Source organism: Streptomyces sp. NPDC104761 (genome assembly GCF_055583445.1).
Genome location: NZ_JBVJNZ010000005.1, coordinates 163,695 through 183,715, shown reverse-complemented (window position 1 = coordinate 183,715; position 20,021 = coordinate 163,695). Strand labels below are relative to the sequence as shown.

Annotated in this window: 20 protein-coding genes; 18 read left to right on the top strand and 2 right to left on the bottom strand. The window is 72.5% G+C overall.

The features are described 5' to 3' along the window. Nucleotides 1-12 precede the first annotated feature (12 nt). The 6 genes from ACZ63F_RS16220 to tsaE all read left to right on the top strand — a co-directional run bounded on the left by ACZ63F_RS16220 (nt 13) and on the right by tsaE (nt 6,172). A complete protein-coding gene (locus ACZ63F_RS16220) occupies nt 13-384 on the top strand; it encodes a holo-ACP synthase (RefSeq protein ID WP_469711683.1) in 372 nt (123 codons plus the stop codon). A 55-nt stretch (nt 385-439) separates the two neighbouring features. Then, complete coding sequence (locus tag ACZ63F_RS16215) at nt 440-1,888, top strand: NAD(P)H-hydrate dehydratase (protein ID WP_469711681.1); 1,449 nt, start codon at nt 440-442, stop codon at nt 1,886-1,888. A gap of 245 nt (nt 1,889-2,133) precedes the next feature. Then, a complete protein-coding gene (locus ACZ63F_RS16210; protein ID WP_469711679.1) occupies nt 2,134-3,018 on the top strand; it encodes a L,D-transpeptidase family protein in 885 nt (294 codons plus the stop codon). A 60-nt stretch (nt 3,019-3,078) separates the two neighbouring features. Beyond that, nucleotides 3,079-4,293 (top strand): alanine racemase, encoded by a 1,215-nt coding sequence (gene alr, locus ACZ63F_RS16205; protein ID WP_469711676.1) that lies wholly within the window; start codon nt 3,079-3,081, stop codon nt 4,291-4,293. 138 nt (nt 4,294-4,431) lie between these two features. Beyond that, on the top strand, nt 4,432-5,694 hold the full coding sequence (locus tag ACZ63F_RS16200) for an alpha/beta fold hydrolase (protein ID WP_469711673.1): 1,263 nt from the start codon (nt 4,432-4,434) through the stop codon (nt 5,692-5,694). Then, nucleotides 5,660-6,172 carry a tRNA (adenosine(37)-N6)-threonylcarbamoyltransferase complex ATPase subunit type 1 TsaE gene (gene tsaE, locus ACZ63F_RS16195; RefSeq protein ID WP_469711670.1) on the top strand — a complete coding sequence of 171 codons (513 nt, stop codon included), beginning with the start codon at nt 5,660-5,662 and terminating at the stop codon, nt 6,170-6,172. The genes ACZ63F_RS16200 and tsaE overlap by 35 nt, the downstream gene beginning before the upstream one ends. Nucleotides 6,173-6,711: 539 nt before the next feature. Here tsaE and ACZ63F_RS16190 read toward each other — a convergent pair. Next, the gene (locus tag ACZ63F_RS16190; RefSeq protein WP_469711668.1) at nt 6,712-7,275 is read right to left on the bottom strand and encodes a hypothetical protein; all 564 of its coding nucleotides are present in this window, start codon (nt 7,273-7,275) and stop codon (nt 6,712-6,714) included. Nucleotides 7,276-7,411: 136 nt separating this feature from the next. Here ACZ63F_RS16190 and tsaB point away from each other — a divergent pair, with 136 nt between their 5' ends. From tsaB to ACZ63F_RS16150, 8 genes are all read left to right on the top strand, one after another. Beyond that, the gene (gene tsaB, locus ACZ63F_RS16185) at nt 7,412-8,068 is read left to right on the top strand and encodes a tRNA (adenosine(37)-N6)-threonylcarbamoyltransferase complex dimerization subunit type 1 TsaB (RefSeq protein ID WP_352359589.1); all 657 of its coding nucleotides are present in this window, start codon (nt 7,412-7,414) and stop codon (nt 8,066-8,068) included. 17 nt (nt 8,069-8,085) lie between these two features. Continuing rightward, entirely contained in the window at nt 8,086-8,610 is a 525-nt protein-coding gene (gene rimI / locus ACZ63F_RS16180) for a ribosomal protein S18-alanine N-acetyltransferase (protein WP_469712043.1), read from the top strand. Next, on the top strand, nt 8,603-9,697 hold the full coding sequence (gene tsaD / locus ACZ63F_RS16175) for a tRNA (adenosine(37)-N6)-threonylcarbamoyltransferase complex transferase subunit TsaD (protein WP_351957615.1): 1,095 nt from the start codon (nt 8,603-8,605) through the stop codon (nt 9,695-9,697). The genes rimI and tsaD overlap by 8 nt, the downstream gene beginning before the upstream one ends. Then, nucleotides 9,694-9,954 (top strand): hypothetical protein, encoded by a 261-nt coding sequence (locus tag ACZ63F_RS16170; RefSeq protein ID WP_469711663.1) that lies wholly within the window; start codon nt 9,694-9,696, stop codon nt 9,952-9,954. Before tsaD ends, ACZ63F_RS16170 begins: the two co-directional genes overlap by 4 nt. Before the next feature lie 222 nt (nt 9,955-10,176). Then, nucleotides 10,177-11,208 carry a LacI family DNA-binding transcriptional regulator gene (locus tag ACZ63F_RS16165; RefSeq protein ID WP_469711660.1) on the top strand — a complete coding sequence of 344 codons (1,032 nt, stop codon included), beginning with the start codon at nt 10,177-10,179 and terminating at the stop codon, nt 11,206-11,208. Nucleotides 11,209-11,494: 286 nt separating this feature from the next. Continuing rightward, nucleotides 11,495-12,550, top strand: a complete 1,056-nt coding sequence (locus ACZ63F_RS16160; RefSeq protein WP_469711657.1) for an LCP family protein — start codon at nt 11,495-11,497, stop codon at nt 12,548-12,550. Between the two features lie 142 nt (nt 12,551-12,692). Continuing rightward, nucleotides 12,693-13,049: a YciI family protein gene (locus ACZ63F_RS16155; RefSeq protein ID WP_351957624.1), complete on the top strand. Its 357-nt coding sequence runs from the start codon at nt 12,693-12,695 to the stop codon at nt 13,047-13,049. 43 nt (nt 13,050-13,092) lie between these two features. Continuing rightward, nucleotides 13,093-14,379 (top strand): RNA polymerase sigma factor, encoded by a 1,287-nt coding sequence (locus ACZ63F_RS16150; protein WP_469711654.1) that lies wholly within the window; start codon nt 13,093-13,095, stop codon nt 14,377-14,379. On the opposite strand, the gene ACZ63F_RS16145 is transcribed toward ACZ63F_RS16150, so the two are convergent. Continuing rightward, on the bottom strand, nt 14,376-15,548 hold the full coding sequence (locus tag ACZ63F_RS16145) for a THUMP-like domain-containing protein (RefSeq protein WP_469711652.1): 1,173 nt from the start codon (nt 15,546-15,548) through the stop codon (nt 14,376-14,378). The genes ACZ63F_RS16150 and ACZ63F_RS16145 overlap by 4 nt on opposite strands. A gap of 90 nt (nt 15,549-15,638) precedes the next feature. Between ACZ63F_RS16145 and ACZ63F_RS16140 the strand changes: the two genes are divergently transcribed. From ACZ63F_RS16140 to groL, 4 genes are all read left to right on the top strand, one after another. Next, nucleotides 15,639-16,532: a polysaccharide deacetylase family protein gene (locus tag ACZ63F_RS16140; RefSeq protein ID WP_469711649.1), complete on the top strand. Its 894-nt coding sequence runs from the start codon at nt 15,639-15,641 to the stop codon at nt 16,530-16,532. Between the two features lie 56 nt (nt 16,533-16,588). Then, nucleotides 16,589-17,344 carry a polysaccharide deacetylase family protein gene (locus tag ACZ63F_RS16135; RefSeq protein WP_469712041.1) on the top strand — a complete coding sequence of 252 codons (756 nt, stop codon included), beginning with the start codon at nt 16,589-16,591 and terminating at the stop codon, nt 17,342-17,344. A 450-nt stretch (nt 17,345-17,794) separates the two neighbouring features. Then, nucleotides 17,795-18,103, top strand: a complete 309-nt coding sequence (gene groES, locus ACZ63F_RS16130; RefSeq protein WP_004955293.1) for a co-chaperone GroES — start codon at nt 17,795-17,797, stop codon at nt 18,101-18,103. Between the two features lie 126 nt (nt 18,104-18,229). Beyond that, a complete protein-coding gene (gene groL / locus ACZ63F_RS16125) occupies nt 18,230-19,855 on the top strand; it encodes a chaperonin GroEL (RefSeq protein WP_469711647.1) in 1,626 nt (541 codons plus the stop codon). Nucleotides 19,856-20,021 lie beyond the last annotated feature (166 nt).

Genomic DNA, 20,021 nt, shown 5'->3' with positions numbered 1-20,021 from the left:
AGGGTGCAGGTCATGAGCATCATCGGAGTAGGCATCGACGTCGCCGAGATCGACCGGTTCCGGGAGTCGCTGGAGCGGACTCCCGGGCTGGCCGGGCGGTTGTTCGTCGAGCGGGAGCTGTATCTGCCGAGCGGGGAGCGGCGCGGTGTCGCCTCGCTCGCGGCGCGTTTCGCGGCCAAGGAGGCGCTGGCCAAGGCGCTCGGCGCACCGCCGGGGCTGCTCTGGACGGACGCGGAGGTCGTCGTCGAGGACAACGGGCGGCCGCGGCTGCAGGTGCAGGGCAGCGTGGCCGTCTGCGCGGCGGAACTGGGCGTGCGGTCGTGGCATGTGTCGCTCAGTCACGACGCCGGGGTGGCGTCGGCGGTGGTGATCGCCGAGGGGTGACCCGGGCGGGGCGGGACGGATGCGCGTCCCGCGGGTTCCGGGGGAGACTCGGGGCATGCGGACTGCTTACAGCGTGGAGACGGTACGGACGGCCGAGCGGGAGCTGATGGCGCGGCTGCCGGAAGGGGCGCTGATGCAGCGGGCCGCCGCCGGGCTGGCCGCCGCCTGCGCCGACTTGCTCGGACGGGTGTACGGCAGCCGGGTGGTCCTGCTGGTCGGCAGCGGGGACAACGGCGGGGACGCCCTGTACGCCGGGGCGCGGCTGGCCCGCCGGGGGGCGGGGGTCGCGGCGGTGCTGCTCGCGCCGGAGCGCACGCACGAGGGCGGTCTTGCGGCACTGCGCCGGGCCGGGGGGACCGTCGTACGCGACGGCGGCGCCGAGGAGTTGGTCCTGCGGGCCGATCTCGTCGTCGACGGGATCGTGGGGATCGGCGGGAAGGGCGGGCTGCGGCCCGAGGCGGCCGCACTGGTGGCGGTCGTGGAGCGGTCCCGGGCCGCCGTCGTCGCCGTGGACCTGCCGAGCGGGGTGGAGGCGGACACCGGCGAGGTGCTCGGGGCGGCCGTACGGGCGGACCTGACCGTGACCTTCGGGACGCACAAGCCGGGGCTGCTGATCGATCCGGCGCGGGAGTACGCCGGTTCGGTGCGGCTGGTCGACATCGGGCTCGAACTGCCCGAGGAGGCCGAGCTGGAGGCGTTGCAGGACGTGGACGTGGCGCGGCTGCTGCCGGTGCCGTCGGCGGAGAGCGACAAGTACCGGCGCGGGGTGGTGGGCATCGTGGCCGGGTCGGCGCGGTATCCGGGGGCCGCGGTGCTCGCGGTCGCGGGGGCGCTGCGGGGCGGGGCCGGGGCCGTACGGTACGTCGGGCCGGCCAAGGGCGAGGTGCTGGCCCGCTTTCCCGAGACGCTGGTGTCGGACGGGGGACCGCGGAAGGCCGGGCGGGTGCAGGCGTGGGTGGCCGGGCCGGGGGTCGGGGACGACGCCGACGCCGTCGCCGAGGTGCTGGCGGCGGACGTGCCGGTGCTGGTCGACGCGGACGGGCTGCGGCTCGCCGACCGGGACGCGGTGCGCGGCCGTACGGCGCCGACCCTGATGACGCCGCACGCCGGGGAGGCAGCGGCCCTGCTGGGGGTACGGCGCGAGGAGGTCGAGGCCGGCCGGTTCGCGGCGGTGCGGGAGCTGGCGGCGGCGTACGGGGCGACGGTGCTGCTGAAGGGGTCGACGACGCTGGTGGCGGCGGGGGACGGGTCCGCCGTCCGGGTGAACGCGACGGGGACGCCCTGGCTCGCCACCGCCGGGAGCGGGGACGTGCTGTCGGGGCTGGCGGGGTCGTTGCTGGCGGCAGGGCTGGACGGGCGGGACGCGGGGAGTGTGGCGGCGTATCTGCACGGGCTCGCGGGGCGGTTCGCGGCGGAGGGGGCGCCGACGGTGGCGCATGCCGTCGCGGACGAGTTGCCGGCGGCGTGGCGGGGTGTTTTCCCACCCGCCCACCCGACTCGGTAGGACAGGCCGCACCGTCGCGGGGCTCCGCCCCGGACCCCGGCCGATGCCGGGCGGTCGGGTGCGGCGTCGTCGTGGCTGGGCGCGCAGTTCCCCGCGCCCCTTGCGGGGCGCTGCCCTGCACCCCCCGGGTGACCTCCCCGCGCCCCCTGGGTGACCTCGCCGCGCGGCTTCCCGGGATTTCGGGTGGCGCGGGGTTGTCTGATCGCATGATTTGTGGACGAATCGCTCGTTATCGGTGTGGTCTGGTGCGGGAGGTCGCAGGGGTTCTCGTGGTCGCCGTGGCGGTGCTCTGCCTCGGTGCCGGGACCGGGGCCGCGGACGGCGCCGCCCCCGAACCGGGCGCCGCCGTCCCCGAGTCGGAGCTGGTGCCGGGGGTCGCGCCGGGTCCCGCGCAGCCCTGGCAGATCGACACCCCCGACCAGATGCTGGCGCCCAAGGTGTACACGCCCACCGCCAAGGAGGACGCCGTCGAGCCGAAGGCGGCGGCCCCCGGGACGTACGACCTCATCGAGTACGTGCCGCTCAGCGACGCCGTCTCCACGGTGAGCTGCTCCAAGCTGACCGGGCCGTATCAGAAGCAGATCGAGCAGTGGCTGAAGCTGAAGGCGGACGGGAAGCAGTCCGCCGCCGACTGCAAGGCCATCCAGAAGTTCCAGAAGAAGTACAAGATCAAGCCGGCGATCGGGTTCGCCGGGCCCGTGACCTGGTACCAGATGATGCTGCTGTCGGCGAAGAAGAACCCGAACGCCGCCGGGAACTGCCCCGTGAAGTCGTACCGGGTCGCCTGCGTGGACCTCAACCGGCAGGTCACCTGGGTGCAGAAGGGCAGCAAGGTGGTCTACGGGCCGGTGCAGATGCGCAGCGGGCGGAAGGGGTACGCGACCCGGGCCGGCTGGCACACCGTCTACTGGCGGCACAAGAACCACTGGTCGACGCTGTACAACTCGCCCATGCCCTACGCCCAGTTCTTCGACGGCGGCCAGGCCTTCCACGCCGTGTACGGCTCCATCTACACCACCGTCGGCTCCTGGGGCTGCGTGAACCTCAAGCTCGGCGACGCGAAGAAACTGTGGAGCGTGCTGAAGAAGGGCGACAAGGTGTACGTGTGGGGCCACCGTACGGGTACCTGAGCCCGGTACCCGGGGCTGTGCCTGAGGGCTGTCGGAGGCCTCTGAGACACTGGGGGCGCGATGAGTGAGACACCGACGGCGCAGACTGCGCAGACCGCACCGACCGCGCCCCTGCGCGCCCGCGCCGAGATCGACCTGGCCGCCCTGCGGGCCAATGCGCGGACCCTGCGTGCCCTCGCGCCGGGCGCGGCCCTGATGGCCGTGGTGAAGTCCGACGCGTACGGCCACGGGGCCCTGCGGTGTGCTCGCGCGGCCGTCGAGGCGGGCGCGAGCTGGCTGGGCACCGCCACCCCGGAGGAGGCCCTGGCGCTGCGCGCGGACCCCGGGCTGCCCGCGGACGTGCGGATCATGTGCTGGCTGTGGACGCCGGGCGGCCCCTGGCGGGAGGCGATCGAGGCCGGCCTCGACGTGTCGGTGAGCGGCATGTGGGCCCTGCGCGAGGTGACCGAGGCGGCGCGGGCGGCAGGACGCCCGGCCCGCGTGCAGCTCAAGGCCGACACCGGGCTCGGGCGCAACGGCTGCCAGCCCGCCGACTGGCCCGAGCTGGTCCGCGAGGCGCTGCGCGCCGAGGCCGCGGGACTGCTCCGGATCACCGGACTGTGGTCGCACTTCGCCTGCGCCGACGAGCCGGGCCACCCCTCCGTCGCCGCCCAGCTCACCCTCTTCCGCGAGCTCCTCGGGTACGCGGAGGGGCAGGGCGTGCGCCCCGAGGTGCGGCACATCGCCAACTCGCCGGCCACCCTCACCCTCCCCGAGACCCATTTCGACCTGGTCCGTACGGGCATCGCGCTCTACGGCCTCTCGCCCAGCCCCGAGCTGGGCAGCGCGGCCGACTTCGGGCTGCGCCCCGTGATGACGCTGTCCGCCTCGCTCGCCCTCGTGAAGCACGTACCGGGCGGGCACGGGGTCAGCTACGGGCACCACTACGTCACGCCCGGCGAGACCACCCTCGGACTCGTCCCCGTCGGCTACGCGGACGGTATCCCGCGGCACGCCTCCGGCACCGGGCCCGTGCTGGTGGGCGGCAAGTGGCGGACGGCCGCCGGGCGCATCGCCATGGACCAGTTCGTCGTGGACCTCGGCGGCGACGAGCCCGAAGTCGGCGCGGAGGCGGTGCTGTTCGGTCCGGGCGACCGGGGCGAGCCCACCGCCGAGGACTGGGCCCAGGCCGCGGGCACGATCGCATACGAAATCGTCACGCGCATCGGAACCCGGGTACCCCGCGTCTATGTGAACGGGGAACCGAATGGGCAAGAACCAGGGGGCGACGCCTGACCCCAGGGGTTCGGCGGCGGCACGACCCGGTTACACCTGTATCAACCGCAACACCGGCAACAACGGCACCATGCGTCGCGTCAGCGTCACCCGTGTCAGCTAGTCAGCGAACTGCAGTACGGCGAAGAGGAGCGGTACGTGAGCGAGAGCAGTGCGGAGGCCGTAGCGGAAGCCGCCGCGGCGGCCGTCGTCGCCTCGGCCACGGGGGCGGCCTCCGGCAGCTGGCGCAAGGTGACGGGCGTCGCCGGCGCCGCCATAGGAGTGCTCGCCGCCGGGGCGGCCGCCGGTGTCGCCGTGGAGCGGATGACCGTCGGCCGCGGGATGCGCCGCAAGGCCCGCCTGGCTCTGGACTCGGCGGGCCCGTACGGCACCCTGCGCGGCACCCCCGGCAAGGCGTTCGCCGACGACGGCACCGAGCTGTACTACGAGGTCGACGAGGTGGTCCCCGACCCCGGCCCCGCCGTCTCGCCGCGCCGCCGCCGGCTCTTCGGCCGCAAGGCGCCCGCGCCCGTCACCGTCGTCTTCAGCCACGGCTACTGCCTCAACCAGGACTCCTGGCACTTCCAGCGGGCGGCCCTGCGCGGCGTCGTGCGCACCGTGCACTGGGACCAGCGCAGCCACGGCCGCTCCGGGCGGGGCGTCGCCCAGCACGAGGACGGGGTGGAGCTCACCATCGACCAGCTGGGCCGGGACCTGAAGGCCGTCCTGGACGCGGCGGTGCCGGAGGGGCCGATCGTGCTGGTCGGGCACTCCATGGGCGGCATGACGGTGATGGCGCTGGCCGCGCAGTACCCCGACCTGATCCGTGAGCGGGTGGTCGCCACCGCCTTCGTCGGCACCTCGTCCGGGCGGCTCGGCGAGGTCAACTTCGGGCTGCCGGTCGCCGGCGTGAACGTGGTGCGCCGGGTGCTGCCCGGGGTGCTGAAGGCGCTGGGCACGCAGGCCGCGCTGGTGGAGAAGGGGCGGCGGGTCACCGCGGATCTCTTCGCCGGGATCATCAAGCGGTACTCGTTCGCGTCCAAGGACGTCGACCCGGCGGTGGAGCGGTTCGCGGAGCGGATGATCGAGTCGACGCCGATCGACGTGGTCGCCGAGTTCTACCCGGCCTTCACCGACCACGACAAGACCGCGGCCCTCGCCTACTTCCAGAACCTGCCGGTGCTGGTGCTGGCCGGGGTGCAGGACCTCGTCACGCCCAGCGAGCACAGCGAGGTCATCGCCGACCTGCTGCCCGACGCCGAACTGGTGCTCGTCGCGGACGCCGGGCACCTGGTCATGCTGGAACACCCGGAAGTGGTCACCGACCGCCTCGCCGACCTGCTCACCCGCGCGGGTGCCGTGCCGGCAGGGGCTACCGTAAGTGGCTATGGAAGCACCAGCAGCACGGCACAGCCAGGCTGAGACCGAGTTGACCGTCACCTCCCCGGAGCAGATGGGGGAGCTGGGCCGCAGGCTGGCGAAGTTGCTGCGCGCCGGCGACCTGGTGATGCTCAGCGGGGAGCTCGGCGCCGGCAAGACGACGCTGACGCGGGGACTGGGCGAGGGGCTCGGGGTACGCGGTGCCGTCACGTCGCCGACGTTCGTCATCGCCCGCGTGCATCCGTCCCTGGGGGGCGGCCCGCCGCTCGTCCATGTGGACGCGTACCGCCTGGGCGGCGGACTCGACGAGATGGAGGACCTCGACCTCGACGTCTCGCTGCCCGAGTCCGTGGTCGTCGTGGAGTGGGGCGAGGGCAAGGTCGAGGAGCTGACCGACGACCGGCTCGTGGTCGGCATCCACCGGGCGGTCGGCGAGACCACCGACGAGGTACGGCACGTGACCCTGACGGGGCTGGGCGAGCGGTGGGACGGCGTGGACCTGGGGGTGCTGTCGGCCTGAGGACCGTGTGAACGTTCCGACAAGGCGTCGGGAACATGTCCGACAAGGTGTCGGCAAGATATTGCGCCGGACGTATCGGGCGTGGTCACATGGTACCCAGTCCGTAGTTAGGTCTACCTAACTACGTCCGCCCCCGCACTTCAGGAGGCGTCCGTGTCCGTGTCCCAGCACGAGGAGCGGCGACCGGCCGCGGTCGCCGTGGTCCCAGGCGTCTCCATGCGTGAGCTGCTGGCGTCCTGTGCGGCCGCTGACGCTGTGTCCCGGCCGCCGAAAGCGCCGGAGCCGGTTTCCGGGCCGGTTACGCAGGACCGTAAGGCTGCGTAGGAGGTTCCCTCGAGGTCTGCTGCGGCCCGGCAGCGCCCCCGTAGGGGCGCGGGGACTGCGCGATCAGCCACGACGGCGCGGCAGCCGGCGGACCGCAGGACTTCCCGTGGAGCGCTCAGGCGGGTTCGGCCGGCGGGCCGGTGCGGGCCGGTGCGGGCTGGTCGCGCAGTTCCCCGCGCCCCTTTCGGGGCGCTTCCTCGGGGGCGTTTTCACGTTCAGCGGATCACGACCACCTTCACGCCGATCGTCGCGAAGTTCCACATCGCGTTGCCGTCCGCGCGGGTCTCGCGGATGCCGCCCGTCTTGACCGTGGGGTCGGGGGGCGCGGCGGCGCGTTGGGCGGTGACCGCGCTGAAGCCGATGGCGGAGCCGTCCTTCGTGGTGGTGAAGCGGACCACGTGCTCGATGGGGAGACCGTCGGTGCCGGTGACGGCCTTCGAGCGGGACGTCACCCAGTAGGCGCCGAGCGGCGGGTCGATGGTGCCGGGGCTCACCTTGAAGGTGCGTTCGACGCGGCCCCGCTCGTTGACGAGCCAGACCCGGTCGTCGTCCACCGAGTACACCACCCGTTCACCCGTCCCGGACGTGTTCGGCAGGGCGGTGGGATGGCGGTGGTCCCGGGGCGCCTTGGCGGCGGGCGCGCCGGGCGCGGGGCTCGCCGACGACCGGCTGCCGAGGCCGGGCGGGACGGTGGCCGAGGCCTGGTAGGCGAGGAAACCGACCGCTCCGACGGCCGCCGCGGTGAGGCCTGCCACGACTCCCGAGCTGGTCCCTGCCACGTGCGCCACCTCTGCCTGCCGTAGAGCCCCACGGGGAGACTCGCCGTATATGTCGTACTTCGTACAGACCGTAGCAGTCAGTGACCGTCCGACCTGGCCGGGCGTGCTCGCGGCGCCGGAGCCGTAGGCTGTTCGCGTGCTCTTGCTCGCTCTGGATACCGCCACCCCCGCCGTCACCGTCGCCCTGCACGACGGTACGGCCGTCATCGCCTCGTCGAGCCAGGTGGACGCGCGCCGGCACGGCGAGCTGCTGCTGCCGGCCGTCGACCGCGTCCTCGCCGAGGCCGGGGTCAAGCTGGACGCCGTCACCGAGATCGTCACCGGCATCGGTCCCGGCCCCTACACGGGCCTGCGGGTCGGTCTCATGACCGCGGACACCTTCGGGCTCGCGCTCGGCGTGCCCGTCCACGGACTGTGCACACTCGACGGGCTCGCGTACGCGGCCGACATCGAGAAGGGCCCGTTCGTCGTCGCGACCGACGCCCGCCGCAAAGAGGTCTACTGGGCGGTGTACGAGGACTCGCGCACCCGGCGCACGGACCCGGCCGTGGACCGGCCGGGCGACATCGCCGAGAAGGTCGCGGGGCTGCCCGCCGTCGGCGCCGGGGCTCTGCTCTACCCCGACACCTTCCCGGTCGTCCACGAACCCGAGCACGTCTCCGCCGCGGCCCTGGCGTCGCTGGCCGTCGCGAAGCTGGCCGCGGGCGAGGAGCTGCCCGCGCCCCGGCCGCTGTACCTGCGCCGGCCGGACGCCCAGGTGCCCAAGAACTACAAGGTGGTCACCCCGAAGTGACCGCACAGCTGCGCGAGATGCGCTGGTGGGACATCGACCCGGTCCTGGAGCTGGAGAAGGACCTGTTCCCCGAGGACGCCTGGTCGCGGGGGATGTTCTGGTCCGAACTGGCGCACGCGAGGGGACCCGCGGCGACCCGGCGGTACGTGGTGGCCCTGGAGGGCGACCGGATCGTCGGGTACGGGGGGCTCGCCGCCCAGGGCGCCTCCGACGACAGCGGCTCCGGCGCGGTCGGCGACATCCAGACCATCGCCGTACGCCGTGACCAGTGGGGCACCGGGCTCGGCGCGGAGCTGCTCACCGAACTGCTGCGGGCCGCGACCGCCTTCGAGTGCGCCGAGGTCATGCTGGAGTGCCGGGTCGACAACATCCGTGCCCAGAAGCTCTACGAGCGGTTCGGCTTCGAGCCCATCGGGTTCAGGCGCGGCTACTACCAGCCGGGGAACGTGGACGCCCTGGTGATGCGCCTGACGACCGGGCAGCCCGGCAGTGGCTCCGCCACCGGGCCCACCTCAGAACAAGGAACCGAGATCAATGGCTGACGAACCCCTGGTGCTGGGGATCGAGACCTCCTGCGACGAGACCGGCGTCGGCATCGTCCGGGGCACCACCCTGCTCGCCGACGCCGTCGCCTCCTCCGTCGACGAGCACGCGCGCTTCGGGGGGGTCGTCCCCGAGGTGGCGTCCAGGGCGCACCTGGAGGCGATGGTCCCGACCATCGAACGGGCCCTGAAGGACGCGGGGGTGAGCGCGAAGGACCTCGACGGCGTCGCGGTCACGGCGGGTCCCGGCCTGGCAGGGGCGCTGCTGGTCGGCGTCTCGGCGGCGAAGGCGTACGCGTACGCGCTCGGCAAGCCGCTCTACGGCGTGAACCACCTCGCCTCCCACATCTGCGTCGACCAGCTGGAACACGGCCCGCTCCCGGAGCCGACGATGGCCCTGCTGGTCTCCGGCGGCCACTCCTCGCTCCTGCTGTCCTCGGACATCACCTCCGACGTGCGGCCGCTCGGCGCGACCATCGACGACGCGGCCGGCGAGGCCTTCGACAAGATCGCGCGCGTGCTGAACCTGGGCTTCCCGGGCGGCCCGGTCATCGACCGGTACGCGAAGGAGGGCGACCCCGCGGCGATCGCCTTCCCGCGCGGCCTCACCGGCCCCCGTGACCCGGCGTACGACTTCTCCTTCTCCGGTCTCAAGACGGCGGTGGCCCGCTGGATCGAGGCCAAGCGGGCGGCGGGCGAGGAGGTCCCGGTCCGCGACGTGTCCGCCTCATTCCAGGAGGCGGTCGTCGACGTCCTGACCCGCAAGGCCGTCCGCGCCTGCCGTGACGAGGGCGTCGACCACCTGATGATCGGCGGCGGGGTCGCCGCCAACTCCCGGCTCCGCGCCCTCGCCCAGGAGCGCTGCGAGGCGGCCGGGATCCGGCTCCGGGTGCCGCGGATGAAGCTGTGCACGGACAACGGCGCGATGGTGGCCGCGCTCGGGGCGGAGATGGTCGCCCGTAACCGGACCCCGTCCGGCTGGGACCTCTCGGCGGACAGCTCCCTGCCGGTGACCGACCCGCACGTCCCCGGCAGCCACCACCACGACCACGTGCACGAGGTCAGCAAGGAGAACCTCTACTCGTGACGGTCGCGTTGATGTGGGAGGCACGGGCGGTACCGGGCCGGGGCCAGGAGTTGCTGGCCTGGGCGGGGCGACAGGTGCTCCCCGCGCCCCCGTTGCGCCGCGAGACCTTCCGGGCACCGCAGGACCGGGTGCTGGTGATCACCTGGTGGGATGCGCCGTACGACGACCCGGACCTGCCCGAACTCGCCACCCCGCCGGAGGAGTTGGTGAGCCGCCCGGTGCACCGGTGGCGGTTCGAGTCGGTGGCGGCGGACTGAGCGCCCCGAAGAGGCGGTGGGGGAGCAACCGCGGCAGCTCCGCGTAGCGGCGCCAGGCGTCCTACGCGACACGCCCGCGCGCGACAGCACTCCCGCCACCGCCCGACCGCCCTCCTCCTGCGAACCTGCTACGAATGTTTCGTACTGCGCGCCGAATGTTCCGGAAACCTTTGGCCAGCGAAGGTCTTCGTCAAGAAGGAGCGCGAGTATACGATCGCGGGCATGACGCCTTCGAAGCCCACAGAAACGCAGTCGGCGACACTCGCCGAAATCGCCCGTGAGGCCGGCGTGTCCGCTCCGACTGTTTCGAAGGTCCTCAACGGGCGCGCCGACGTCGCTCCGGCCACCCGCACCCGGGTCGAGGAGCTGCTGCGCACCTACGGCTACCGGCGGCGCCGCGCCGAGGCCTCCCGGTCGCCGCTGATCGACCTGGTCTTCCACGAGCTGGAGAGCGCCTGGGCGATGGAGGTCATCCGGGGGGTGGAGAACGTGGCCCGGGACGCCGGCCTGAGCGTCGTGCTGAGTGAGAGCGCCGGGCGGCTCACCCCGGGGCGGACCTGGGCGGACCAGGTGGCGGCGCGGCGGCCGCACGGAGTGGTGCTGGTGCTGTCGGGGCTCGACGAGTCGCAGCGGGCGCTGCTGCTGAGCCGGTCCATCCCGTTCGTGGTGATGGACCCGGCGGGGGATCCGGGGCCGGACGTGCCGTCCATCGGGGCCACCAACTGGCAGGGCGGGCTCGCCGCCACCCGGCACCTGGTGGAGCTGGGGCACCGGCGCATCGGGGCGATCAGCGGGCCGTCCCGGATGATGTGCAGCCGGGCCCGGGTGGACGGCTACCGGGCCGCACTGGAGACCGCCGGGCTGCCGGTGGATCCGGCCCTGATCAAGGCCGGCGACTTCCACCACGACGCCGGCTACCGGCTCGGCCTTGAGCTGCTGCGCATGCCGGACCGGCCCACCGCGATCTTCACCGGCAACGACCTCCAGGCCCTCGGGCTCTACGAGGCAGCGCGTGAGCTGGGGCTGCGCATCCCGGAGGACGTCAGCGTCGTCGGGTTCGACGACCTGCCGCTGGCCCGCTGGGTGGGGCCGCCGCTGACGACCGTACGGCAGCCGCTGACCGAGATGGCCGAGGCGGCGGCGCGGCTGGTGCTGGAGATGGGGCGGGTCGAGGAGGCGACGACCGCGACCCGGGTGGAGCTGGCGACGAGCCTGGTGGTGCGGTCGAGCACGGCGGCGCCCGGGACCGCGTGAGGCGGGCCTGGCCAAAAGTTGTCGTCAACGAACCCTTCAGCGAGGACGGCAGCTACCGGTCGACGATCTGGTACAACGCCTCCCGCAACGGGACGGTCGCGGACGGGAGTTCGGTCACCTTCGGGTTCAACGCGTCCCGGAGCGGCAGCAGTCCGGCGTCCACCGTCACCCTCGGCTGAACCCTGGGCTGAACCGTGGGTGAGAAGGGTGAGATTTTCCGAAGAAAACCTCTTCGTGGTGCTCGCGCTAACAGTCCCCTAATAATTCGGACTTACGTTCCTTCCTTGTGACGGGACACGAGGAGCAAGGCGGCGCGGGCAGACGGGTGGGCCGGCGGTCGAGAGCGCTGAAGATCGTCGGCCTCACCCTGGCGGGGGTCATGACGCTCGGCACCGCGGGCGCTGGATGGGTCTACTGGCACCTCAACGACAACATCAAGAGTGTCGACATCAACAGCGCGCTCGGGGACGACCGCCCGGCGAAGGCGGTGACGACACCCACGGCCGAGCCGTCCGCGTCCGCCTCCCCGCTGCCCACCGGCTCGATCAACATCCTGGTGCTGGGCTCGGACTCGCGCAGCGGCAAGGAGAACAAGAAGCTCGGCGGCGGCAGCAGTTCCGGCGCCCGCTCCGACACCGCGATGGTCGTCCACGTCGACGCCGGCCGCACGTCCGCCACGATCGTCAGCATCCCGCGCGACACCCTGGTCACCCGGCCCTCCTGCCCGCTCTCCTCCGGCGGCTCGACGTCCGTCGCCTACAACGCGATGTTCAACAGCGCCTACTCGGTGGGCGGGGCGGTGTGCGCGGTCAAGACGGTCGAGTCGATCACCGGCGTCCGTATGGACCACTACCTGGAGATCGACTTCTCGGGCTTCGCGAAGCTCGTCGACGCGCTCGGCGGGGTGACCGTCACCACCGACCAGGACATCGACGACGACGACAGCCACCTGCACCTGAAGAAGGGCACCCACCACCTTGACGGCACCCAGGCCCTGGCACTCGCCCGCACCCGGCACGGCATAGGCGACGGCAGCGACCTGGGCCGGATAGGCCTCCAGCAGAAACTGGTGAAGGCCCTCCTCGACCGGATCGCCTCCATCAGCCTGCTGACCAACCCGGGCAAGCTCTACGAGGTCGCCGACGCGGTCACCTCCAGCCTCACCACCGACACCGGCCTGGACTCGCTCAGCGAGCTGATGCGGCTCGGGCAGAGCCTGAAGGGACTGACCTCCGACCACACGAAGACGGTGATGATGCCGGTGGTGACCGCGCCCTCCGACCACAACCGGGTGATCGCGAAGGAGCCGGCGGCGAGCGAGCTGTGGGCGTCCCTGCGGTAGGTCCTGCGCAGGGGCCGGAAAACCTCCCGGAAAAAAACTTCGGGGAATTCCGGTGCGCGTGTCGATCCGGGGGCGGGCCGTTCGACGCAAGGGTGAGATGCGGGGAGCGACCCCGCACCGCACCGGACCAACAGGAGCCACCATGCCCCGTTACCTGTCGCTCGTGAAGATCGACGAGAGCACCGCCCCCGCCGAAGGCCCCAGCCAGGAGCTGATGCAGCGGATGGGCGAGCTGATCGAGGAGATCACCAAGGCCGGCGTGATGCTGGACACCGCGGGCCTCACGCCGACCGCCCAGGGCACCCGCGTGCACTGGGAGGGCGGGAAGATCTCCGTCACCGACGGACCGTTCACCGAGTCCAAGGAGGTCGTCGGCGGCTACGCGATCATGCAGTGCAAGGACAAGGCCGAGGCCCTGGAGTGGACCAAGCGGTTCCTCAAGGTGCACGAGGAGTTCTGGACCGTGACCTGCGAGGTCCGGGAGATCGCGGAGGGCTGATCCTCCTGGCGTACGCCCGGTGGCGGGTGTTGCATGGGGGGCTGTGAGCACACAGCCCCCCGCCGAGCCCGCCGCCTGCGCCGCGGCCGATCCCCGCCACGCCATCGAGACCGTCTTCCGGCTCGAATCGCCCCGCGTGATCGCCGGCGTCGCCCGGATCGTCCGGGACGTCGGGATCGCGGAGGAGCTGGCGCAGGACGCGCTGGTCGCCGCCCTGGAGCAGTGGCCGCGGGACGGCGTGCCCGACAACCCGGGCGCCTGGCTCATGACGACCGCCCGCCACCGCGCCGTCGACCTGGTCCGGCGCCGGGAGAACTACGCCCGTAAGCTCGCCGAGATCGGCCGCGCCACCGAGACGACGGCCCCGCCCGAGGAGCCCGCCGACCCGGAGGACATCGACGACGACCTGCTCCGGCTCGTCTTCACCACCTGCCACCCGGTGCTCTCGCCCGAGGCCCGCACGGCCCTGACCCTGCGCCTCCTCGGCGGCCTGACCACGGCCGAGATCGCCCGCGCCTTCCTGGTCCCCGAGCCGACGGTCGCCCAGCGCATCGTCCGCGCCAAACGCACCCTCGCGACGAGGAACGTCGCCTTCGAGGTGCCGTACGGGCCCGACCGCGAGGCCCGCCTCGGCTCGGTCCTGGACGTCATCTACCTGATCCACAACGAGGGCTACGCGGCCACGGCGGGCGACGACTGGCTGCGCCCGTCGCTCTGCGAGGACGCACTGCGGCTGGCCCGCGTCCTGTCCGCCCTGATGCCGAAGGAACCGGAGGTGCACGCCCTCACCTCCCTCCTGGAGTTCCAGTCCTCCCGTACGGCCGCCCGCACCGGGCCCGACGGCGAAATGGTCCTGCTCAGGGACCAGAACCGCCGCCGCTGGAACCGCATGCTCATCGCCCGCGGCATCAGGGCCCTGGCCCGCGCGGACGCCACGGCGACCGGCGCGCCGGGGCCGTACGCCCTCCAGGCGGCCATCGCGGCCTGCCACGCGCACGCTTACACGTACGAGGAGACCGACTGGAGGTCCATCGCCACCCTGTACGGGCTGCTGGCGGCCCGCTCCCCGTCCCCGGTCGTCGAGCTGAACCGTGCGGTGGCCGTGTCGATGGCGGACGGCCCGGCGGCGGCCCTCGCGATCGTGGACCCGCTGACCGCCGAACCCGCCCTGAGCGGCTACCACCTGCTGCCGAGCGTCCGCGGCGACCTGCTGGCCCGCCTCGGGCGCACGGCCGAGGCCCGCGCGGAGTTCGAACGGGCCGCGGGCCTCGCCCGCAACGAGCGGGAACGGGAGCTGCTGCTGCGGCGGGCGGCGGAGGCCCGGTCCTAGGGCCGGGCAGGGTGGCCGAGCAGCATGGTGGGCGCCCCGGCCACCCGGGTCAGGAACACGGTCGCCGCGTTCGGGCCCTGCGGCTTGACCTTCCTGCGCAGTTCCTCCGGTTCCACCGCCGACCCGCGCTTCTTCACGGTCAGGTTCCCGACCCCGCGCTCGCGCAGCAGGGCCTTCAGCTTCTTGACGTTGAAGGGGAGTTCGTCGGTGATCTCGTACGCCGTGGCGTAATCGGTGGCCCGGAGCGTGTCGGCCGTGACGTACGCGATCGTGGGGTCGATGAGGCCGCCGGCCAGTTCCCCGGCCGCCTCGGCGACCAGGTGGGCGCGGATGACGGCGCCGTCCGGTTCGTAGAGGTAACGGCCGACCGGGCGGACGGCGGGGTCGGGCAGGCCGCGGCCGAGCAGGGTGCGCGGGCCGGGGAGGAGGGTGGCGCGGACGGCCCCCGGGGCGCCGGTGCCGAACCAGAGGACGGCCTCCTTCACATCGCCGCCGTCCGAGATCCACTCCGCCTCGGCCGCCGCCGGAACCGCCTCGTGCGGGATGCCGGGGGCGATCTTCAGGGCGGCCACCCGGGCCGTCGAGGCGGTCGCCACCGCCCAGGACAGGGGCGGTGAGTAGGCCTCCGGGTCGAAGATGCGGCCGCGGCCGCCGCGCCGGGCCGGGTCGACGAAGACGGCGTCGTGGCCGGCGGTGTCCACCTCCTGGACGTCCGCCTCCCGGACCTCGATCAGGTCCGCGAGGCCGAGCGCCTCGGCGTTCGCGCGGGCGGTGGCCGCCGTCACCGGGTCCCGGTCCACGGCGAGGACCCGGATGCCGGCCCGCGCGAGCGCGATCGCGTCGCCCCCGATCCCGCAGCACAGGTCCGCCACCGAGGTCACCCCGAGCGCCTTCAGCCGCTCGGCCCGGTACGCGGCGACGGTCGCCCGCGTCGACTGCTCGACCCCGTTCGGGGTGAAGAACATGCGGTCCGCGTCCGCCTCCCCGAACTTCGCCGCCGCCCGCTGCCGCAGCCGGGCCTGGGCCAGCGCCGCCGACACCAGCTCGGCGGGGTGCTCGCGGCGCAGCCGGGTGGCCACGGCCAGCTCGTCGGCGGGCGCGGTGCCACGCACCTGGTCGAGCAGGGCGTGGCCCTCGGGGGTGAGGAGGGGGGAGAGGAGGTCGGTCACCGGGTCATTGTCGGCCAGTCGGTTGACGGTTCGCCTCCGGCCGAGGTGTCTGCCGGGGTTCCGGGGAGAGGGCTGGAAAGATCCGAGGCCATGCGAGCAGTCGTACAAAATGACAAAAATAGGGTGGTTTCGGCCATGGCCGCTCTCGCCGCCGTAGCGGCCGTCGCCGTCGTCTCCGGCTGCGCCGGGCCGGGGGACGAGGCCGCGGTCCGGCCCGCCGCGGGCCAGCAGGCCCACCGGGCGGCCGCCGCCCCCGACGACCACGCCGCCCTGGTCGCCGCCGCCCGGCGCTGGGGTCTCGACGCGGTCCCGTTGCGGCCCCCGGCCCCGCCGAAGCACAAGCCGACGATCACCGCTCGCGACGGTTTCGAGGTGGACGGCCAGGTCGAGGACGACCTGCCCCCGGTCTTCACCACGATCCCGACCAGGAAGAAGGTCGTCTTCCTCACCATCGACGACGGCGCCGAGAAGGACCCGGACTTCCTTCGGATGATGGGCGAACTGCACATCCCCTACACCGCGTTCCTCAGCAACTACCTGGTCAAGGACGACTACGGCTACTTCCGCCGGATGCAGGCCGAGGGCCACACCCTCAACAACCACACCCTCACCCACCCCTACCTGCCCGGTCTGACCTACGACGAGCAGAAGCACGAGATCTGCGGCATGCAGGACATCATGAAGCGGCAGTTCGGCAAGGCGCCGACGGTCTTCCGGCCGCCCTACGGCAACTACAACGGCGACACCCTGCGCGCCGCCAAGGCCTGCGGCATCAAGTACGCGCCGATCTGGGACGAGGAGGTGTTCGTCGACCACTGGGAGTACCGCGAGTGGGACCGCTCGCTGCACCCCGGTGACATCGTCCTCACGCACTTCCGGGGCCGCGACGACTGGGACGGCACCATGGTCGACGACATGCGCCGCTTCCTGAACAAGGTCACCCGTGACGGCTACGCGGTGGCGCGCCTGGAGGACTACCTGTGAGCCGACCGAGGGCGACGGCCGCTGTCCTGGCCGCCGCCCTCGTCCTGTCGGCGTGCATGTCCGCGTGCGCACCGTCCGTCGACCCCATCGAACGGCTCGGCCGCAAGGCCGCCGACCGGGTGCACCCGCACGGCCCGTCCGGCGAGCCGCCGTACCGCCGGTGGGGCCTGACCGAGCCCCTCGCCCCGGCGCCCCGCCCGCCGCTGCACCCGCTGTCCTTGCGCACCGCCCTCCCTCCGGTCGTCGACCACGTCCCCACCTCCGACCGGGTGGTCTTCCTGACCTACGACGACGGCGCCGAGAAGGACCCCCGCTTCGTCGACATGGTCCGCGAACTGCGGCTGCCGGTGAGCATGTTCCTCACGGACAGCGTGGTCGGCCCCGGCTACGGCCACTTCGCCCGCCTCCAGTCGGTCGGCGCGAGCGTCGAGAACCACACCCTCGACCACCCGGCCATGCCGGGCCTGCCCTACGCCGGCCAGCGCGCCGAGATCTGCGGCCAGCAGGAGAAGCTGAAGTCCCGCTTCGGCATCCGGCCCCGCCTCTTCCGCCCGCCCTACGGCACCTACGACACCGCCACCCTGCGCGCCGCGGAGGCCTGCGGAGTCGCCGCGGTGGTGCTGTGGCGGGCGGCGACGACCCCCGACGGCATCACCTACCGGACCGGCGACAGACAGCTCCGCCCCGGCGACGTCATCCTGGTGGGCCCCGACGAGGCCCTCGGCCCGCCCCTCAGGGAGCGCACCGCCCGCCTGCTGCGCCGGGTGCAGGCGGCGGGCCTGACGGTGGGCCGGCTGGAGGACTACCTGTAGACGGGGTTGGTCCGGCATGTGACGACGGTGTTGGGCCACCCGTTCAGCCGCCCGCCCACCTCGCCGCCACCGGTCCGGCGTGTGGCGACGGCGCCCGGTCACCCATGCATCCCGTCCGGCTGCTGTCGAGGACGGCGCTCAGCCACCCGTTCAGCCCGTCCGGCGTTCGAGGACGAGGCCGAAGGCCGACAAGCGGGAGTCCGGGGGCGGCAGCCCCCGGGGACGGTCACCACAACACCGCGCAACCCGGTCTTTTTCCGCGCCGCGCCGCAGGCGATTGGCACTCCGCTTGACCGAGTGCTAATCCCGGTCATAGTCTCGGCTCTGGCACTCGGCAGATGAGAGTGCCAACAACGCGACGGGCAGGTCCGGCACCCGCGACGACGGATCGACCTGGTCGCCACCTCAGACAGTTAACCCCGTGAGATCTCCGAAGGGGGAGGTCGGATCGTGACGACCGCCAGCTCCAAGGTTGCCATCAAGCCGCTTGAGGACCGCATCGTGGTCCAGCCGCTCGACGCCGAGCAGACCACGGCCTCCGGCCTGGTCATCCCGGACACCGCGAAGGAGAAGCCCCAGGAGGGCGCCGTCCTCGCCGTGGGCCCGGGCCGTTTCGAGAACGGCGAGCGCCTGCCGCTCGACGTCAAGGTCGGCGACGTCGTGCTCTACAGCAAGTACGGCGGCACCGAGGTGAAGTACAACGGCGACGAGTACCTCGTCCTCTCGGCTCGCGACGTGCTCGCGATCATCGAGAAGTAAGCCTGCGACTCACACCTCAAGCACTCCGCTTGAAGCTGCGCCCCTGGCCCCCGCGATCCTCCGAGAAGCCGGGCGCCAGGGGCGCAGCCTTGTTCACCCCAGATTTCCGAGAGGGCATCCGCTGCCATGGCGAAGATCCTGAAGTTCGACGAGGACGCCCGTCGCGCCCTTGAGCGCGGCGTCAACAAGCTTGCCGACACGGTGAAGGTGACGATCGGCCCCAAGGGCCGCAACGTCGTCATCGACAAGAAGTTCGGCGCCCCCACCATCACCAACGACGGTGTCACGATCGCCCGCGAGGTCGAGATCGAGGACCCGTACGAGAACCTCGGCGCGCAGCTGGTGAAGGAGGTGGCGACCAAGACCAACGACATCGCGGGTGACGGTACGACCACCGCCACCGTGCTGGCCCAGGCGCTCGTCCGCGAGGGCCTGAAGAACGTCGCCGCCGGTGCCTCCCCGGCCGCCCTGAAGAAGGGCATCGACGCCGCCGTCGCCGCCGTCTCCGAGGACCTGCTCGCATCGGCCCGCCCGATCGACGAGAAGTCCGACATCGCCGCCGTCGCCGCGCTGTCCGCCCAGGACCAGCAGGTCGGCGAGCTCATCGCCGAGGCGATGGACAAGGTCGGCAAGGACGGTGTCATCACCGTCGAGGAGTCCAACACCTTCGGTCTGGAGCTGGACTTCACCGAGGGCATGGCCTTCGACAAGGGCTACCTGTCGCCGTACTTCGTGACGGACCAGGAGCGCATGGAGGCCGTCCTGGAGGACCCCTACATCCTCATCAACCAGGGCAAGATCTCCTCCATCGCGGACCTGCTGCCGCTGCTCGAGAAGATCGTCCAGTCCAACGCCTCGAAGCCGCTGCTGATCATCGCCGAGGACGTCGACGGCGAGGCCCTGTCGACCCTGGTCGTCAACAAGATCCGTGGCACCTTCAACGCGGTCGCGGTCAAGGCCCCCGGCTTCGGCGACCGCCGCAAGGCGATGCTGGAGGACCTGGCGATCCTGACCGGCGCCACGGTCGTCTCCGAGGAGGTCGGCCTCAAGCTCGACCAGGTCGGCCTGGACGTGCTGGGCTCCGCCCGCCGCGTCACCGTCACCAAGGACGACACCACGGTCGTCGACGGCGCCGGTGACTCCGGTGCGGTCACCGGCCGCGTCGCCCAGATCAAGGCCGAGATCGAGAACACCGACTCCGACTGGGACCGCGAGAAGCTCCAGGAGCGCCTCGCGAAGCTGGCCGGCGGCGTGTGCGTGATCAAGGTCGGCGCCGCCACCGAGGTGGAGCTGAAGGAGAAGAAGCACCGTCTGGAGGACGCCATCTCCGCGACCCGCGCCGCGGTCGAGGAGGGCATCGTCTCCGGTGGTGGCTCCGCGCTCGTCCACGCCGTGAAGGTCCTCGACGACAACCTCGGCAAGACCGGCGACGAGGCCACCGGTGTCTCCGTGGTCCGCAAGGCCGCCGTCGAGCCGCTGCGCTGGATCGCCGAGAACGCCGGCCTGGAGGGCTACGTCATCGTCTCCAAGGTCGCCGAGCTGGAGAAGGGCAACGGCTACAACGCCGCCACCGGGGAGTACGGCGACCTGGTCAAGGCCGGTGTCATCGACCCGGTCAAGGTCACCCGCTCCGCCCTGGAGAACGCCGCCTCCATCGCCTCCCTGCTGCTGACGACCGAGACCCTGGTCGTCGAGAAGAAGGAAGAGGAAGAGGCCGCCGCCGCGGGCCACTCGCACGGCCACTCGCACTGAGGCACCAGTCTCCGAGGCGCCGGTCTCCGAGGCGCCGGTCTCCGAGGCACCGGTCTCTGAGGAAGCCCCCGTTCCCGGTCGTCCGCCGGGAACGGGGGCTTCGCCCTTCCGGAGTCATGGACCCGGGTGGCGCCGCACCCCGATGATCTCGCGCTTCGTCACGGGT

What these genes read in the sequence shown, in the direction of transcription:
- groL (WP_469711647.1), top strand. Translation starts at nt 18,230, where the DNA reads ATGGCGAAGATCCTGAAGTTCGACGAGGACGCCCGTCGCGCCCTTGAG.
- alr (WP_469711676.1), top strand. Translation starts at nt 3,079, where the DNA reads ATGAGTGAGACACCGACGGCGCAGACTGCGCAGACCGCACCGACCGCG.
- tsaD (WP_351957615.1), top strand. Translation starts at nt 8,603, where the DNA reads ATGGCTGACGAACCCCTGGTGCTGGGGATCGAGACCTCCTGCGACGAG.
- ACZ63F_RS16140 (WP_469711649.1), top strand. Translation starts at nt 15,639, where the DNA reads ATGCGAGCAGTCGTACAAAATGACAAAAATAGGGTGGTTTCGGCCATG.
- ACZ63F_RS16215 (WP_469711681.1), top strand. Translation starts at nt 440, where the DNA reads ATGCGGACTGCTTACAGCGTGGAGACGGTACGGACGGCCGAGCGGGAG.
- ACZ63F_RS16135 (WP_469712041.1), top strand. Translation starts at nt 16,589, where the DNA reads ATGTCCGCGTGCGCACCGTCCGTCGACCCCATCGAACGGCTCGGCCGC.
- tsaE (WP_469711670.1), top strand. Translation starts at nt 5,660, where the DNA reads ATGGAAGCACCAGCAGCACGGCACAGCCAGGCTGAGACCGAGTTGACC.
- ACZ63F_RS16165 (WP_469711660.1), top strand. Translation starts at nt 10,177, where the DNA reads ATGACGCCTTCGAAGCCCACAGAAACGCAGTCGGCGACACTCGCCGAA.
- ACZ63F_RS16155 (WP_351957624.1), top strand. Translation starts at nt 12,693, where the DNA reads ATGCCCCGTTACCTGTCGCTCGTGAAGATCGACGAGAGCACCGCCCCC.
- ACZ63F_RS16220 (WP_469711683.1), top strand. Translation starts at nt 13, where the DNA reads ATGAGCATCATCGGAGTAGGCATCGACGTCGCCGAGATCGACCGGTTC.
- rimI (WP_469712043.1), top strand. Translation starts at nt 8,086, where the DNA reads ATGCGCTGGTGGGACATCGACCCGGTCCTGGAGCTGGAGAAGGACCTG.